This window comes from Pararhizobium sp. A13 (assembly GCF_040126305.1).
Classification (GTDB): Bacteria; Pseudomonadota; Alphaproteobacteria; order Rhizobiales; family Rhizobiaceae; genus Pararhizobium.
This window is the reverse complement of the sequence record NZ_CP149511.1, coordinates 1,405,394-1,421,333: the sequence shown is the minus strand read 5'-3', so window position 1 is coordinate 1,421,333 and position 15,940 is coordinate 1,405,394. Positions and strand designations below refer to the sequence as shown.

Below are 15,940 nucleotides of genomic sequence, written 5' to 3'. Positions count from 1 at the left end.
TGGCCGAGTAGCCCGGTCACAAGCCACTCAATGCGTTGGTGCTGGAAACGCCGCAATTGCCTCTCTTAGCCATCCGACAAAATGCTCTGCCTTTCGCCGCCCGGGCCGCTCCACTTTCACAACATATCGATGGTCGCTTTCCAGAAACCCATAGGGCGCGATCAGTCGACCGCACGCCACGTCTCCCGCAACCAGATGCCATGGTGCTATTGTCGCACCTAGACCACTCAACGCAGCTTCAATAGTGAGATGATAGTGGTCGAAAATTCTGGTTGCCGGTACCGCATCCTGCGCATCCTCGCCCATAAGGCGCGACCACTCATGCCAGACGTGAGGGCGCGTGCGCGTTTCCAGTCGAGGCAACTTGATCGCATCGATCCGAATGCGATCCATCTCTCCTTTCGCTACCGACGGCGCAACGACCAGCCCCAGTTGTTCCTGAAATAGGAGCGAGCAATTATCCGGGATCGGAGCATCCGGCGACAGAACCAGAATCTGAACATCGACCTGGGTACGTGGTGGCCGGTCGTCGGTCGCAAGTCGCACGTCATAGCGCGGATATCTTGCGGTGAAATCGTGAAGGCGCGGGATAAGCCACCGCATGGCGAAAGTGCTGAGGCACGCCACGTCCAGAACGCTGTCATCGCCTTTTGCGATGATGCGCAGCGCGTCCTCGATCTGATCGAATGCAGCGGTGAGCGCAAAGCCGAATACACGGCCTTCTGGCGTCAGTTTCGGGCGATTTCGAGCGCCTTCGAAAAGCGGGACGCCAATGAAGGCCTCAAGATGGCTGACATGACGGCTGACCGCCCCATGCGTCACGGCGAGTTCCTCCGCGGCTGCGGTAAGTTGGCCATGGCGTGCGGCGGCTTCAAATGCGCGCAACGCTGCGACCGGTAAGTTTTTGCGATTTTTCATGTGAGCAGAAGTCACATTAAATCGGCCAAGATGTCAATATATGCAGTCTAGCCAATGTGATAAATGGCACAATCGTCACGCCAATGAGGTTGAATTATGCCATTTGTCAGAACCGCTCTACCCCACGGTACCGAACCGACTCGCAAGAAGAGTATAGTGCAGGGCATTCACGATGCCTTGGTCGAAGGCATCGGGATGCCAGAGGATGAACTGTTCAACCTCGTGACCGAATATCGGGATGGCGAGTTCTTCTTCGACCGGAGTTTCAACGGCATCGCCCGCTCTGACAATCTGATCGTCGTCGAGATCACCATGCGAAGAGGAAGAAGCGATGCAATGAAGCGTGCGCTCTATGCCGCCATTGCCCGGAACTTGGAGACGAACGCTGCGGTATCTCCCAAAGACATTTTCATTTTCATGCACGAGAACGACTATTCGGACTGGAGCGTTGGAAATGGCGTGTTCGCCATGGCCATAGCCCAGCAGCGTGGTACAGACGGTTAACCCCATAAAACTGCCAATTGGGGGTGGAGGCAGCCCCGCCTTCGAAAAAACCTGATTTTCGCGGCATCCCGCTTTCGCGCGGGGAAAAGCGTACCGGAGAACCAAAATGTCGCGTGCTTTCTTCTTGCCATACGCGTCGTAACCAAAGTCGAGCGTGAAGTGCCAGCTTTGTCCGACTTCGCCTTCGACGGCAGCAATTTCCTTGGTCAACAAGTCTCTGAGAGTGCCGACGATATATTGCCGCGCAGCCCCCGCCCAGAAGGCGGTCTTTGCCGAGATACGTTTAAAGTCCAGCGTGTAGATAACGGGTTTTGTCGCGTTCGGGTCGCCGGCATTGGCTTCGATTTCGATCGTCCTTGGATAGGTATCCGCATAGGTCGTCGAGTGCGCGGGAACCGCTGTCGTTAGACCGAGGTCATTGGCGGCCGTCATGCCGTCCACAAGGACGCGCAGCTTGTCACGCCGGGCAATCGCATCAATGAATGACGCACGCGGTGGGAAGACCATCTTGCCGGTCAACTGGCTCGTGGTCGGCGTGTCATAAAGACCGCGGTGCGGGCGACGAATGTCGCCTCGATTGACAAGCCGTTGTAGCGCCTTTTCTACAGCATTGGGTGTCCCGATATCCAGAAAATCGGCAGGCGACCAGACACCCGCAGGCGCGGCGCTGGCGATGCGGTCGTGGATCCGGTCGAGTGTTTCGGATGTGGGATCAGGCATACAGCTCACCTTCTGACCGGCGCGGCGACTTTGGATGCTTGGGTGTTCACCTCGCCAACACGGGCCTTAAGGGATCGCCGGATAGGGGTTCTCAGCCCCCTCGCAGTATGCGTTGATGACTTTCTGCATTTCCTCGCGGGCCAGCTTCTTCTGTGCCGGACTTGGGGGCTTCGCCAACTTGCCACCGATCTGCGACGGATAACGAAAGTCCTTGTTGACTAGGATGTAGGTCACATCGGGTTTCCCGTTGTCCCTCTCATGGGCCGCGATTGCGTCTAAGAACCGAACATATAATGCCGGCGAAACGTCGACGAGATCCCCAAATTCTCCATAGGTGAGACGTAACGTTCGACGGGTTGCTGCGCCTATTAGTTCGTCTCTCAGCCGTTTCGCTACGCCAGTCAGCTTCTCCGCCATCGTCCCTCCACGCACTGCAACCGAGAGATTTTATGGTCTCACAGTGCACGTCGTCGTCAAGGATTAGGGACGTCGCCAAAATGAGGTAGAAAGGCGAGCCTCAACAAAAAGGGGCCGGGCTAACTCGACCTTCCCAATATAAAAAGTATCGAAGCGGGAACCGTGCGGCCGCATTTCGGATTATCTGACCATGACGAAGCGGGTCAAAAATCTGGTGCTTGCAGCCCTCGTATCCCTGGTGATTTGGGCGTTCATTGTATGGGTAATAGTCTCGTTGTCCCGCTGACGCTCAGGGGAAGAGATCAGGCGTGTTGCACGGGAGGTCTCTGCTTTCCCATGTGAGGTGGCTGCGTGGTTGCGTCAGATCGCACCACGCTGACGATCCCGGTCTTGGCCATTAAGCCTTGTCGCTTGCGGCTCTGGTTATAGCGAGTTCGATCTTCCGGATTTTCGTTTTTTAGCCCTTCGAGGCAGACCGTGCTTTCGGCCCGCTCTGGCTCATGGGCGACTTCAGTGATCACTGATCGCCTTGAGGCGGAGCTCAAACCGACTCAAGGCGCGGAAATGATGGCCTGTTTCCGCGCGATTGAAATGATCCACTTGTGAAACTCTTTTCCGTAGGGCTTCTCAAGCGCCGCCCGGTCCCAGGCGAGATAATAGCTTTCCGGCAGTTGAAGACGAATGTCGTAGGGCGCGACAAGGGTACCTGAGTTTAGTTCATCCTCTATCATTGAGACTTGTGCGAGGACGAAGCCGTGGCCGTTGACGGCCGCGTCGATGGCGCTGCTCGACAAGGCGAAGAACAGGCCAGACAGCTTTTCATTGCAGACGGCGCCGACAAGTTGTGCCCATTCGCTCCATTGCGGAGGGCGGAGATAGTGCTGCTCCCACTCGATGTTGAGGAGCGGAAACGTGAGAATGTCGGCGGGCGAATTTAACGCCCGTTTTGCAAGCAAGCGCGGCGAACAAGCAGGGACGATCCAATCCGTATAAAGCGCTGTAAAGTGTGCGTGTACATCAACTCTCTTGCCATAGGTAATGCGGAAGTCGCACGAGCCGTCGCCCATTTTCGGCTCCTCATCTCTTCCGATGATCTTGACGTTCGCATCCGGGTATATGACCTGCCACTCGAAGACCTTTCGTCCGATCCATTTGTTGACGACCGAACTCAGCGCGCTGAGGACGATGCCCGTCTGGCTGCGGGCCCGCTCCAAAACATCGACGGAATGAAGCAACTGACCGAAACCCTTTGCGATCTCTTTGTGAAAAAGCACGCCCCACGACGTCAACTCGACACGCCGGCCGATGCGTTCCAGGAGTGTTACGCCCAGGCTTTCCTCCAGCTTTCGCACCTGTTGGCTGACGGCACTTGGCGTTACGCCCAGCTCTTTTGCGGCAGCGCTCATCGTTCCGCATCGTCCAACGGCTTCAAAGGCTTGCAGGGCATGTAGGGGGGGCATCGTCACGTCCAGCGGCTCCGTTTTCCTACCTACTATTTAGATTATCTAAACAAGAACGCAACGGCGGACAGCTTGTCGCGTTGGTCTTGAACGAAAATACTCCGACCGATCGAGCGAAGAGCAGGAGAAGTCAGATGTTTCTCAAGAATGCATGGTACGTCGCCACGTGGGACCACGAAATCAAACGCGAACTGACGCCGGTCACGATGCTTGGCGAGAATCTTGTTCTCTACCGTCGGCAGGACGGAAAGGTTGTCGCCCTGGAGGATGCCTGTCCTCATCGCAAGCTGCCGCTCTCGATGGGGCGAATCAAAGGCGATGATGTCGAGTGCGGCTATCATGGCTTGACGTTCGACTGTTCCGGAACGTGCACCCGCGTTCCCGGAGCCGAGCGAATTCCCCACGTCGCGCGGGTTCGCGCCTACCCGGTCGAAGAAAAATACGGCCTCGTCTGGGTCTGGATGGGACAGGTTGACAAGGCGGACCCATCTGAAATCTTCCACGTCGAGCATTTCGGCGATCCCGCCTGGGGTGTCAATCGCGGCGAGTCGATGACCCTGAACTGCAATTATCTCTACATGACCGACAATCTCCTCGACCCCTCCCATGTCGCGTGGGTCCATCAATCATCGTTTGCGAGTTCGGCCTGCGAGGAAACGCCGTTGGAAACCACGGTGAAGGACGATGGCGTTACCGTCTGGCGTTGGATGCTCGATTCCGAGCCTGCGCCATTTTATGCGCCTTTCCTCCAATTTGCCGGCAACTGCGATCGCAAGCAGCATTACGAGGTTCGATACCCCAGCAACGCCATCATCAAGGCGATCTTCACGCCGGCGGGAGCCGGTGGGGAGGGCCGGGAGCTGCCACCCAATACCTTCCTGATGGACAGCTATAACTTCATGACGCCGGTGGATGAAAACCACACGAAATACTACTGGTTCCAGATGCGCAATTTTGCGCCTGCTGACGCCGAGATTTCGGCGCGGTTTGCAACTTCGGTGCGGGGCGCCTTCGAGGAGGATCGGGTGGTCCTCGAGGCAGTTCATCATGGGCTGGCCAACATGAAAACCCCGAACCTGGATCTCAAAATCGATGTCGGGCCACTCCGGTTCCGCCGAAAGCTGGCACAACTGATCGGTAATGAAAATGCCGGTATCGCCACCGCAGCGGAGTAGGTGACGGGCAGGGTTTCTCCCGCCGGCAAAACACTCGGCTGGAGTCGATCGATAGCGCACAAAAGAGCGGCAAATCTGGCCGTCTTCCTCTGAAATTGGGAGTGACATTTCATGCGCCATGCCAGGCAGCTCGAGATCTGTTCTGTTGACTATTCCACGCTTCGTCAGCGCTTCTTGAGCGCCGTTCGCAAAGCAGGCGCCACACTGTTCGAATACCAGCATCCGCTGCATGGTCCGGGGGGTGAGGTGCTGTCGACGGATGTCGCTTATCTTGGGCAACGCAATGCTTCAAAGCTGATGGTCCTGATCTCCGGCACCCATGGCGTGGAGGGCCAGTTTGGGTCGACCTGCCAGGCTGAATGGCTGTCGGCGAACTGTCCCTGGAGGTTGCCGCATGACACCGCGATACTCATTGTCCATCTGATCAATCCCTGGGGTACCGCTTGGGGGCGGCGGGTAAACGAAGACAACGTGGACCTGAACCGCAACTTCATCGACTGGGAGACCGGCGCACCCAGGAACGAGAAGTATGCAGCCCTGCACGAAGCGCTTGTTTGTCGCGAATGGGTTGGACCGGAACGCGACAAGGCCGACGAACTGCTGTCGAATGCGAAGGCAGTCATAGCCGGTCACGCCGGTATTGCGCCGATCATCGAAGCTGGCCAATACGAATTCGAGGATGGCTTGTTTTATGGTGGGGACGGTCCCGTCTGGTCGAACCGCACGCTCAACGACATTTTTCTGACGTTCGCCCAGCATGCCTCGGATGTTGTGGTCTTCGACTTGCACACGGGCGCTGGCCCCTATGGCCATGCGGCACTTCTTTCGGTGGCTGAAGCCGAACATGACGGCCTCGGTTGGGGCAAGAAAATCTATGGGCCAGCGCTTTCGGTCGTGCTGACAGGCAAGAACGCCACGACGGAAACGGGGATCGCTGCGACCGCGACAGGCTATGTTTCGTCTGCGGTCCGCAAAGCTATGCCGAACGCCCGGGTGCTACCGCTGGTGGTCGAGTGCGGTACGCTGCCAGGCGCGGTGGTCATGGACGCGGTGCAAGCCGACAACTGGCTACATCTGTTTGGTGCGCTCGATTCCGTGCTTGGCCGGAAAATCAAGGAGAACTTGAGGGCGGCTTTCATTCCTGCGGATTCGGAATGGCAACACGGTTGCACCACGACGAGCCTCCGCTATTTCGACCGCGCTTTGGCGGATCTGAAGGCGATCAAGGGTCTACAGAACGAGGAAACGATTGCGACACCGGACACGGCGGCGGCCGAATGGCCGCATACGGTTCCTGCAAGACCAAAGGGCAATGAGCGGCCGGCGGTAGAAGTTCATGACCTGCACAAGAGCTTCGGGCCCCACAAGGTGCTGAACGGCGTAGGGCTGACCGCGAGGCCAGGCGAGGTCGTGTCGATGATCGGCTCCTCGGGGTCGGGAAAGAGCACCTTCTTGCGTTGCATCAACCTCCTGGAACAGCCCAACAGCGGCCGCATCATCGTCGACGGCGAGGAAATCCGCATGAAAGCCGCTGCGGATGGAAGGTCGGCCCCCGCCGACATGCGTCAAGTGGAGCGCATTCGCGCCCGCGTCGGGATGGTGTTCCAGAGCTTTAATCTCTGGCCGCACATGACCGTGCTCGAAAATATCACGGAGGCGCCGGTTCATGTCCTGCGGGAGCGCCGAGAGGACGCCGTGGAGCATGCCCATCAACTCTTGAAGAAGGTTGGGCTTGCCGAGAAGCATGCCCAATATCCGGGCCAACTTTCCGGTGGGCAGCAACAACGCGCCGCCATCGCCAGAACGCTGGCAATGCGCCCCAAGGTCATTCTGCTCGACGAACCCACCTCAGCGCTCGATCCGGAGCTTGTCGGCGAAGTGCTTCGGGTCATCCGGCAGTTGGCCGAAGAAGGCAACACGATGATCCTCGTGACGCACGAGATGCAGTTCGCGCGCGAGGTGTCGCACAAAATTCTCTTCCTCCATCAGGGAAAGGTGGAAGAGGAGAGTACCCCGGCGGATTTGTTCAGCAATCCTCGTTCCGAGCGCCTGCGCCAGTTTCTGGCCCGCACCATTTGACGATCCGCCCAATACGCAAATTGCCGAGCCCGGTGCCCGGCGATGCACCTGCATCAACCAATCAAACAAGGGGAACCAGCATATGAAATTGAAAGCCTTATCACTCGTTGCGCTTCTTGCACTTTCCAACGGCGCGTACGCCGCGGAAGGGGAACTCTCGATCGGTACCGAGGGCGCCTATCCGCCATGGAGCATGGCCGATGCCGCAGGCAACGTCACCGGCTTTGACGCCGACGTGGGCAATCTGCTTTGCAACAAGCTGGAAATGAAGTGCCACTTCGTCGTTCAGGCCTTCGACGGTCTGATACCGGCGCTGAAGGCGAAGCGCTTCGATATCATCATTTCCGGAATGTCGATTACCCAGGACCGGAAGAAAGAGATCGACTTTTCCGTCGGTTACGCCGAACTCGCCAACATGTTCCTCGTGCCGAAAACGTCGGACCTCGCCGGTATCAAGGACATCGACACCTTGCTCAAGGCGTTGGACGGCAAGTCGATCGGCGTACAGGCCGGAACGACGCACGCGCACTTTATCGAAAAACGCGTGCCGACCGCCGATCTGAAGACCTATGATACGCTCGATCAAATGCAGATGGATCTCGCCAGCGGGCGCGTCGACGTGGCGTTCGCAGATGCGTCCGCGCTCCAGGACTTTCTTGCCAAACCGGAGGGCAAGGATTTCCAGTTCGTCGACGTGAAGGTGCAGAGCAAATTCGATTCCTCCCTCGGCGAGGGAATTGGCGTCGGGATCGCCCAGGAGAACACTGCCCTGAAAGCCAAGATCGACACCGCACTTTGCGAGCTTGTCGCCGACGGCTCGATCGGCAAGGCAAGCCAGACCTGGTTCAAGTCGGACATTTCCCGTGGCTGCAACTAAAGCAATTCCCGGAAAGGTGTGACGCGGCTTTCCGCCCGGAATTGCAGGAAAACAAAAGGATAGAACATTTCCGTGACACGAGAAAAAACGGAAATGTTCTATCCGCGGAGGTGCCCCCGAGGGCACATTTTCAGCAAAGCGATGTCTTCGCGCGTCAAGTTGGCGCGTGAAGCACACCACAAACATTCAGGCGTGCTGGCGAATATTGGCCGTGGATCAACACCGATCTGGCGCATATGCAGCAACACACACGGGCAGATCTGATGGAATTTGGTCTATTGCAGGTTTGGCAGGACGGTTGGATCAGGGCTATTTTGCTCGGTGCGACAATAACTGTGGCCGTTGGAGCAGTCAGCATGCTGGCCGGCGCAGTTATCGGGGTTATCTGCGGCCTCGTAAAATGGGCCAGGATATTTCCTCTGACGCTTGTCGTCGATGCCTACACGTCTCTTGTGCGGGGGGTACCGGAGCTCCTGATCATCTACCTCTTGTTCTTTTCCTCCGTCGAATTCGTGACAAAGGTAGCGACGGCATTCGGTTATGCCGGGCTGGCCGAAAGCGGCTATGCTTTCGTCATCGCGGTGGTGGCGATCGGCACGATATCGGGCGCCTATTCGACCGAAGTGGTGCGCGGAGCGTTGGCATCGATCCCGGCCGGCCACCTCGAAGCGGCACGCGCTCTAGGTCTGCCCGCTCGCCGCATTTTCCTCCGGATCATTGCGCCGCAGATGCTGAGGATCGCAATCCCGGGCATGAACAATGTGTGGCAAACGACGATCAAGGACACCGCTCTGGTGTCTGTGGTCGGCCTGCAGGAACTGATGCGCGCCGCATTCGTCGGGGCCGGCAGTACCCGGCATCCGTTTATCTTCTTTCTGATCGCGGCAGTGGTCTACCTGGTCATTACGCTCGTCAGCCAAACCGGGTTCGACGCAGTTGAACGCCTGTTGAAACTCCGGGCAAGGAAATAAGCCGATGGATCTTGAACTTATCCAACATGCGGTTCCGGTGCTCCTCAAGGGGCTTTGGATGACGGCCCTTCTTACCGGACTTTCAGTCCTGCTCGGGTTCAACCTTGGCCTTGGCCTTGCATTGATTCGGCTTTCCGAGAGCCGGTTTGTTGCGGGCTTCGCCAAATACTACAGCTTGGCATTTCGAGGCACGCCGCTGCTGGTGCAACTGTTCCTGTTCTACTACGGGCTAGGCCAGCTGCCGTTTGTCAGAAACAACGCAGCCATTTGGTGGGTTATCAGCGACGGCACCCGGTGCGCGGTGATGGCGATCGCGCTGAATACTGCTGCCTACACGTCCGAAATCCTGCGTGGCGGACTGATGTCGATCCCCGCCGGTTTGCGCGAAGCAGCCAAGGCCGGCGGCATGTCGCCGTTCCTGCGTTTCCGGCGCATCGAATTTCCGCTCGCAATCCGTCAGGCGCTCCCGGCTTACGGCAATGAACTCGTTCTTGTCGTGAAAGGAACGAGCCTCGCCTCGACGATTACTGTTCTGGAGATCACTGGCTATACCAAGCGGCTGATGAGCCAGACCTATGCCATCTTCGAGGTTTTTGCGATCGCCGGGGCACTTTACCTTGTCATCAACCTCATCCTCATCGGCCTCGTCAGGATGACTGAGCGCCATTTGATGCGGCACGAGGGGCGTTGACGCGCAGTCCACGCCCGCTTTGTGCGACGGCTGGCCGGTCGGCGCGAACCGGGTGGCGAAGAAGGCGGGCATTCTTGGGAGAGTAGGACGGGCAGTCCAAACGCCGCGTTCCCGGATCGCGGAGCGCGGCGCCTTGATGTTTGGATCGTTCGGTTTACTCGATCACTTTGCCGGGGTTAAGAAGATCCGCCGCGTCGACTGTGCCCTTGATCCGTTTCATCAGCGCGAGCTTCACCGGATTTGCCGTGTCGCGGAGGGAGTGGACCCGCTTCGAGCCAATTCCGTGCTCGGCCGAGAAGGAACCGCCGACGGCGGCGAGATCGCGGTAGAGGACTGTTTCGACCGCGGCCGTTTCTTCCGGTGTCATCTCGGCGCTCGCGGCATTTAGCACGATATGCAGGTTGCCGTCCGCGAGATGACCGAAGATGTACGGATCGAGCCGGGGGGCAATGGAATTGAGTTCGACCAAGCAGCGGCTCACATAAGCGTCGATTTCCGAAAGCGGCACCGATACATCGTAGGAGGGGGCGGCCGGGTGCTTGCGATAGATGAGATCAGTATCCTCCCGCAACCGCCAGAGCTCTTCTTCCTGCGCTTGGGTGGTCGCGACCACTGCCGAGATCTCAGGATATTTCTCAATCACCAGTTCGTAGATACGCTCCAGCTCTGCCTGCAGCTGTTCCTCGCCGGCGCCGCCGAGTGAAATCAGCAGGTTGATCGGGTGGTTCGGATCATAATCGGCCGCCCACCATCGATGGTGGCCTGCCGTCAGCTGGAAGTAGGAATTCCAGATTGCTTCGGCGGCACGCAAGTGACCAAAACGCACGTCAAAGCCCAAACGCGTGATGTCGAGCGCAGCTTCCACCGACGGCAGGCCGAAAATCACGGTCGCCGTCGCCGCTGGCATCGGTTCCAGCTTGACGGCGATACGCGTGACGACGCCAAGCGTTCCCTCCGCGCCGATGAAGAGGTGTTTGAGATCGTATCCGGCTGAATTCTTCGCCACGCGTGTAAGGTCGGAATAAACAGAACCATCCGGCAGCACAATTTCCATCCCGAGAACGCGGTGGCGCATGACGCCGTGGCGAAATGCTGTTATGCCGCCGGCATTTGTCGACACCATGCCGCCAATTGTCGCCGAACCGCGTGACGGCAGATCGATCCCCGGCTCGAGCCGGTGTTCAGCGGCTGCTGCCTGCAACGACTGTAGCGTCACGCCAGCCTCGACAACGGCGACGCGCTCGATCGAGGAAAGCCCGACAATGCGGTTCAGCCGCGCAGTGGAGAGCACCAGTTGACCGGGCGAGGACAGCCCGCCTCCGACCAGTCCGGTGCGTCCGCCATGGGTGACGATGGAGACGCCATATTTGGTCCCGGCATTAACGATTGCCGCGACTTCTTCCGTCGAAGCAGGAAGGACGACAGCGGTCGCGCCGAAATTCCCGGCAGCGACGCCATAGTCCAGATTGGCGATGGCCTGGCCTTCCTTCAGGTTGGAGGCACCGACGATCGCACGGATTCTATCGAGAAAGACGGTGGACAGGTCAGTCGACGGTTCGGCTGGTGCCGCGCTCATCGGCCGGTTCTCGCTGCGGCATGTTCGCCAATGAGGAGCGTCAAGGCATCAAGAAAGCGATCATTCTCGGCGGACAGGCCGACCGTCACCCGGACAAAAGACTCGAACCCCGGCTCTTTCCAGGGTTTGACGACGATGCCATGCGAAAGGAAGTGATCGAATGCAGCCATGCTGTCATAGCCGACGTCGATGAAGAGGAAGTTTGTCTGCGATTTCGGAGCGAACAGGCCGAGAGACGCAATCCGGCGCGCCATCCGGTCGCGTTCGGCTTTCACTGCGGCCACCGATTGCCGCATCCAGGTCTCATCCTCGAGTGCCGCCACCGCCGCAAGCTGTGCTGCGGCGTTGACGTTGAACGGCGTCTTTGCCGATGACATTGCCTGCGCCAGCCGTTCGTCGGATGTCACCGCATAACCGACGCGTAGCCCGGCGAGGCCATAGGCTTTCGAAAACGTTCGAAGCACGACATAGGAAATCCCGGTGTCCGCCAGGGCCTTGATGCCGTCCGGCGTTTCCTCGTCGGAAAACTCAAAATAGGCCTCGTCCAATACCAGCAGGGTTTCGCTCGGGACCGCGGCGATCAGGCGCGCAAGGCCGTCACCATCGAGCGCCGGGCCGACCGGGTTGGAAGGCGACGACAGAAAAATGATCGAAGGTTTCTTGCGAACGGCTAGGATCAACGCATCCAGATCGAACTCAAGGTCCCTGGTCATTGCTACCTTGACGATCTTTGCGCCGTTGGCGCGCGGCTCGATCTCGTGCAGACCGAAACCCGGCACCACGGTGACGACGGTGGAAAATGGGCGCAGGACAGCGCGGCAAATCGCAGCGATCATTTCTTCCGAGCCGTTGCCGATCACGATCCGTTCTGGAGCCACATCGAGCTTCGAGCCGAGCGCCTTGCGCAGGGCCGCGCAAGCCGGATCGGAATAGCGGGATGGGTTCAGTTGTGCCAAGGCCGCCTTTACCTTGGGCGAACACCCGTGCGGGTTTTCGTTGCTTGCAAGGGCGGCGACGTTCTCAAAGCCGCAGCGCCGGCGCGCCACATCGATATTCATTCCCGCATTGTAGGGCGGCAGTCCAGCGACGTGAGGATTGAGCCGCACGCCAGCGTTCGGAAAATCGGCCATGATCGCCTCCTTTTCGGCAATGTTTGTCTGGAAGATTTTGTGTTCGGCTCAGAGATTGAGCGCGATCGAGGTCGTGGGCCGGGAGCAGCAGAGAAGAACCCGGCCGGGCGGTATGTCGTCGAGCGGCTCCTCGCTATATTCGACATCGCCCGATACCAGGTCCTGGACGCAGCTGCCGCATACCCCCGCCCGGCAGGAGAATGGCGGTTCCACGCCTTGCGCCTCAAGGAAGCTCAGGATCGATTCCGAAGAACCGTCCCACGCAAACCTGCGGTCTGACTTTTGGAGGACAAGGTGAATTCCGTTATCGGATTGATCGACGATCGGTGTGGGCGGCGGCGCAGCGACGCCGGAAACGTCGCCATGCCCGGCTTGCGACAGCAGGCTTGCAGGCCCGAAGAACTCGTATGCGATGTTTTTCTTGCCGACGCCAAGGCTCGTCAGCAAGCTGTACATCGCCTGCATGAAGGGTGGCGGTCCGCACATGTAGACTTGATAGTCGTCGAGCGGCAGCAGCTTCTGTACGGTTTCTCGGGAAATGAAACCGGCAGAATGAAACCGCGCCCGTTCCACGTCATCGCCGCTCGGAAAACGGTAGCAATAGTGAACGTGGATGCCGGCCCTACGGGCGGCCAGGGTCTCGACCTCCTTCTCGAGCGCGTGCACCGCACCGGAGTCGCAGGCGTGGATGAACCACACCGGGCGCTCGCTTTCGTTGGCAAGCACCTTGAGCATCGAGATGGTCGGCGTTATGCCGACCCCGCCGGACAAGAGAATGACGGGCCGCTTGCTGCCCATGTCGAGTTTGAAGCCGCCGCGCGGGCCATTGATAATGACGATAGCGCCTTCCTCGACCACGTCATGTAACCAGCATGACGCCAGTCCTTGGGGCGTGCCGGGTGCTAAAGCCGCTTCTCGCTTCACGGTGATGCGATACATGCCCTCGTCGCTCGGTGCGGAAGAAACGGTATAGTTTCGCAGGACGTATCCGCCGGTAGACGGGTCCGGAACCTGGATCGTAAGAAATTGTCCGGCCTCAAAATGCTGCCAATGGTGCCTATCGAGGGGTACCAGGTGGAAAGACGTGATGGTTGAGCTTTCACGCACCTTTGCCACCACCTCAAAAGGGAAGGACTGGGAGGTCAAGGCATTCGACATATCTAAGTATCCTTACTCGTCAGCCGCGCGCGCGTACGACACTCGTTTCGTAAGCCATCGGATCGCCCGTGTGACGGTGACGATGTGCGTCGAAGCCGATCTTGAGATCGAGACTCGTCGTTCAATCCCTGATGCATTGCTTTGAGGTCCAGCGGGTGTTCTTCGGATGTACCACGGGCGGAATTTGCAACGCTGGGCGTGACGACAGGGGCAATGAGATCTCCACCGCATTCATGGCGCCAAGCGGCGACATACCAAGCGTCCTTGCGAAACATTGCCCGCTCCTATGTTTGATTATTGTTGATTATTTACGCCACGCTCACGGCTGACAATCCGGCGACTGTTGCATTCTTTGTTAGAAAATCTAAAGCCAGACTTTTGAAAGAATGAGCGTTTCCAGCGATGGCGAGGGCGGAAGAGTGCCCATCTCGTCGCCGACGATGCGGAGCAGGTTGGCAAACTCCGAATGTCTATGCAGGTAGTCAGCCATTGGCGGCCTTCGAGTTCGAAAGAATGCCCTTGAAGAACTTCTTCGCGCGTACGTACTCGCGGAGGCGACGCCACGGGCAAGGAGGGAGAAACGTATTTAGTATTGGGACGGAAGTAATCCGGGGGCGGGGGTATTCCGGGAGGGGATGAGAGTAGGCACCCTCTGCGGTCTGGTATAGCCCAAGATAAACAATAAATATATACTTATATACGTATATCAATTAGTTGATCTAATAGTACAATGGAGCTACGTTTCGATTCCCTGTCGAGCGCGAGCGCCAGCAGAGTTTTGCGGTCCTCGGCGCCGTCGCACGGGTACTTTTCTGGCCACACGCTGTTGGCCTGTGCCCTGAAAGAGGTTGTCCTGATCCATCACGCCGTCATCGTTTGACAATCTAGTATAAATCTTGAAGACTAAAAAGCTGCAACCATTGGGAAGCGGTTATGCCCTATACCCCTCGATCGGTGACGAGACGCAAGCCATGGTTCTAGCACTGGCAATCACCCTAATCGCCTTGGTGATCGCTGTGATCCTTCGCAACATCTACCTTTCGGACGACCGGTAAATGGGCGGCCATTAAGGCCTTGTCGCTTGCGGCTCGCACCGCCAGCAGATGCTGGGACGCGCTCAGAACTGCGGCGGCGACAGCGACATCGAGCACCATGGAAAGCTGCCGCTGCATACTCGATAGTGTCGACATGATGCGTGGGAAGCGTCAAGACAATGCGAGGGTATCTGATCAAGTGCAAAGCGGAATTGGAAGCTGAATTCCCAGAGATAGTTGAGCAGCAGACGCCGAACGATAAGCCTTCTTCTTTTGGTTCTATTGAGATCACGATCCATAAATCTACTGGACCTCGTGATTGATTCCGAGATCACGGAACAGGGCGGCGGTTGCCGCCCTTTCTGTCCGCGGCATATAGCCCATCCCGGCTTGAATGGCATAGCGCCATGCCTCGCTCCTACCCCATGCCTCTTGCAGAGCGTCAGCCAGGTCTTTGAGCCGGTTCGCGGCATCGAGCGCTTCGAACAGCCGCCGAGGCACCGCCCGAGGCTGGCATGTCGGCCGGTTTATCGAGGTAGTCATCAGTTCCCCTATTGCCCGTGAGAAATTCGACCTTGTAGCTGTCGCGATTTGCAAACGCTGTAGATCGAGCGGAGCCCGAGCGATGCGGGAGCGGCCGGAATGTGGGATCGACCGTTTGAAGGATTTCGATAATGGGGGGAAGTGAATCCCCTACTTCAGAACTGATCGCGTAATCCTGGGCAAAATCTGCGTCCCCTGTCATCATCGACGATGCGGGCAACCTGACCCCGAGCAGAGCGCCGTAAGCCGCAAAGGCGACCGATCCGACGAGGCAAGCCCGCAGCCGGAAGATGCCCGCGTGGGCCAGAGCTTCGACAACATCGCCCGAGAACCGTTCAGGGGCCGGAAGTCCTGCTCGCGGGTAAGTGTCACAACGAGCTTCCGGCGAGCCTTGGCGTGATCTTTGATTTCCTTGAACGTCTCGACACGTTTGGTAATTTCTTGATCGTCGGCAGGACCAACATAGCGGCGGGCTTGTTTGCCCTCACCTGTCGGCTGATCGAAATACCAGTAGCGGCGATCTTTCACGGTGACCGGCACAAACCGGCCCATCGACCGGGAACTCAGCCGCAAAGTCGGCATCGAGCAGCCTTTGGCCGAGTTCGGCCGTCATCGTGCGGTAGATGAGCTCAATCTGTTTCATGCTGACGAGGCCCGTTATACTAGATTCGGAAATGTTAGTATAAC

The 15,940-nt window shown here is 58.1% G+C and carries 14 protein-coding genes and 2 pseudogenes; 7 read left to right on the top strand and 9 right to left on the bottom strand.

Features of this window, described 5'->3' with window-relative positions; all coding sequences use genetic code 11:
* Positions 1–27: 27 nt before the first annotated feature.
* Positions 28–933, bottom strand: a complete 906-nt coding sequence (locus WI754_RS28385; RefSeq protein WP_349438030.1) for a LysR family transcriptional regulator — start codon at positions 931–933, stop codon at positions 28–30.
* Positions 934–1,014: 81 nt separating this feature from the next.
* Here WI754_RS28385 and WI754_RS28380 point away from each other — a divergent pair, with 81 nt between their 5' ends.
* Entirely contained in the window at positions 1,015–1,422 is a 408-nt protein-coding gene (locus tag WI754_RS28380; RefSeq protein WP_341488034.1) for a tautomerase family protein, read from the top strand.
* A 249-nt stretch (positions 1,423–1,671) separates the two neighbouring features.
* On the opposite strand, the pseudogene WI754_RS28375 reads toward WI754_RS28380, so the two are convergent.
* The 3 genes and pseudogenes from WI754_RS28375 to WI754_RS28365 all read right to left on the bottom strand — a co-directional run.
* Positions 1,672–2,142, bottom strand: a pseudogene (locus tag WI754_RS28375) (DUF6088 family protein); the annotation flags it as partial.
* A gap of 66 nt (positions 2,143–2,208) precedes the next feature.
* The gene (locus WI754_RS28370) at positions 2,209–2,559 is read right to left on the bottom strand and encodes a hypothetical protein (RefSeq protein ID WP_341487294.1); all 351 of its coding nucleotides are present in this window, start codon (positions 2,557–2,559) and stop codon (positions 2,209–2,211) included.
* Between the two features lie 551 nt (positions 2,560–3,110).
* Positions 3,111–3,965, bottom strand: a complete 855-nt coding sequence (locus WI754_RS28365) for a LysR family transcriptional regulator (protein WP_341487293.1) — start codon at positions 3,963–3,965, stop codon at positions 3,111–3,113.
* A 188-nt stretch (positions 3,966–4,153) separates the two neighbouring features.
* On the opposite strand from WI754_RS28365, the gene WI754_RS28360 reads away from it, so the two are divergent.
* The 5 genes from WI754_RS28360 (at position 4,154) to WI754_RS28340 (ending at position 9,812) form a co-directional block, all read left to right on the top strand.
* On the top strand, positions 4,154–5,194 hold the full coding sequence (locus WI754_RS28360; protein WP_341487292.1) for an aromatic ring-hydroxylating dioxygenase subunit alpha: 1,041 nt from the start codon (positions 4,154–4,156) through the stop codon (positions 5,192–5,194).
* Positions 5,195–5,305: 111 nt separating this feature from the next.
* Entirely contained in the window at positions 5,306–7,273 is a 1,968-nt protein-coding gene (locus tag WI754_RS28355) for a DUF2817 domain-containing protein (RefSeq protein WP_341487291.1), read from the top strand.
* An 82-nt stretch (positions 7,274–7,355) separates the two neighbouring features.
* A complete protein-coding gene (locus WI754_RS28350; RefSeq protein ID WP_341487290.1) occupies positions 7,356–8,150 on the top strand; it encodes a transporter substrate-binding domain-containing protein in 795 nt (264 codons plus the stop codon).
* 263 nt (positions 8,151–8,413) lie between these two features.
* The gene (locus WI754_RS28345) at positions 8,414–9,121 is read left to right on the top strand and encodes an ABC transporter permease subunit (RefSeq protein ID WP_341487289.1); all 708 of its coding nucleotides are present in this window, start codon (positions 8,414–8,416) and stop codon (positions 9,119–9,121) included.
* A gap of 4 nt (positions 9,122–9,125) precedes the next feature.
* Positions 9,126–9,812: an ABC transporter permease subunit gene (locus WI754_RS28340; RefSeq protein WP_341487288.1), complete on the top strand. Its 687-nt coding sequence runs from the start codon at positions 9,126–9,128 to the stop codon at positions 9,810–9,812.
* 154 nt (positions 9,813–9,966) lie between these two features.
* Here the strand turns inward: WI754_RS28340 and WI754_RS28335 are convergent, their stop codons facing one another.
* From WI754_RS28335 to WI754_RS28320, 4 genes are all read right to left on the bottom strand, one after another.
* The gene (locus tag WI754_RS28335) at positions 9,967–11,388 is read right to left on the bottom strand and encodes an FAD-binding oxidoreductase (RefSeq protein ID WP_341487287.1); all 1,422 of its coding nucleotides are present in this window, start codon (positions 11,386–11,388) and stop codon (positions 9,967–9,969) included.
* On the bottom strand, positions 11,385–12,518 hold the full coding sequence (gene hisC / locus WI754_RS28330; protein ID WP_341487286.1) for a histidinol-phosphate transaminase: 1,134 nt from the start codon (positions 12,516–12,518) through the stop codon (positions 11,385–11,387). Before hisC ends, WI754_RS28335 begins: the two co-directional genes overlap by 4 nt.
* Positions 12,519–12,566: 48 nt before the next feature.
* Positions 12,567–13,676 (bottom strand): 2Fe-2S iron-sulfur cluster-binding protein, encoded by a 1,110-nt coding sequence (locus WI754_RS28325; RefSeq protein WP_341487285.1) that lies wholly within the window; start codon positions 13,674–13,676, stop codon positions 12,567–12,569.
* A gap of 364 nt (positions 13,677–14,040) precedes the next feature.
* Positions 14,041–14,166: a hypothetical protein gene (locus tag WI754_RS28320; protein WP_341487284.1), complete on the bottom strand. Its 126-nt coding sequence runs from the start codon at positions 14,164–14,166 to the stop codon at positions 14,041–14,043.
* A gap of 406 nt (positions 14,167–14,572) precedes the next feature.
* Between WI754_RS28320 and WI754_RS28315 the strand changes: the two genes are divergently transcribed.
* Positions 14,573–14,731, top strand: coding sequence for a hypothetical protein (locus tag WI754_RS28315; RefSeq protein ID WP_341487283.1), 159 nt, complete (start codon positions 14,573–14,575; stop codon positions 14,729–14,731).
* 282 nt (positions 14,732–15,013) lie between these two features.
* Here the strand turns inward: WI754_RS28315 and WI754_RS28310 are convergent.
* A pseudogene (locus WI754_RS28310) lies at positions 15,014–15,896 on the bottom strand (GSU2403 family nucleotidyltransferase fold protein).
* Positions 15,897–15,940 lie beyond the last annotated feature (44 nt).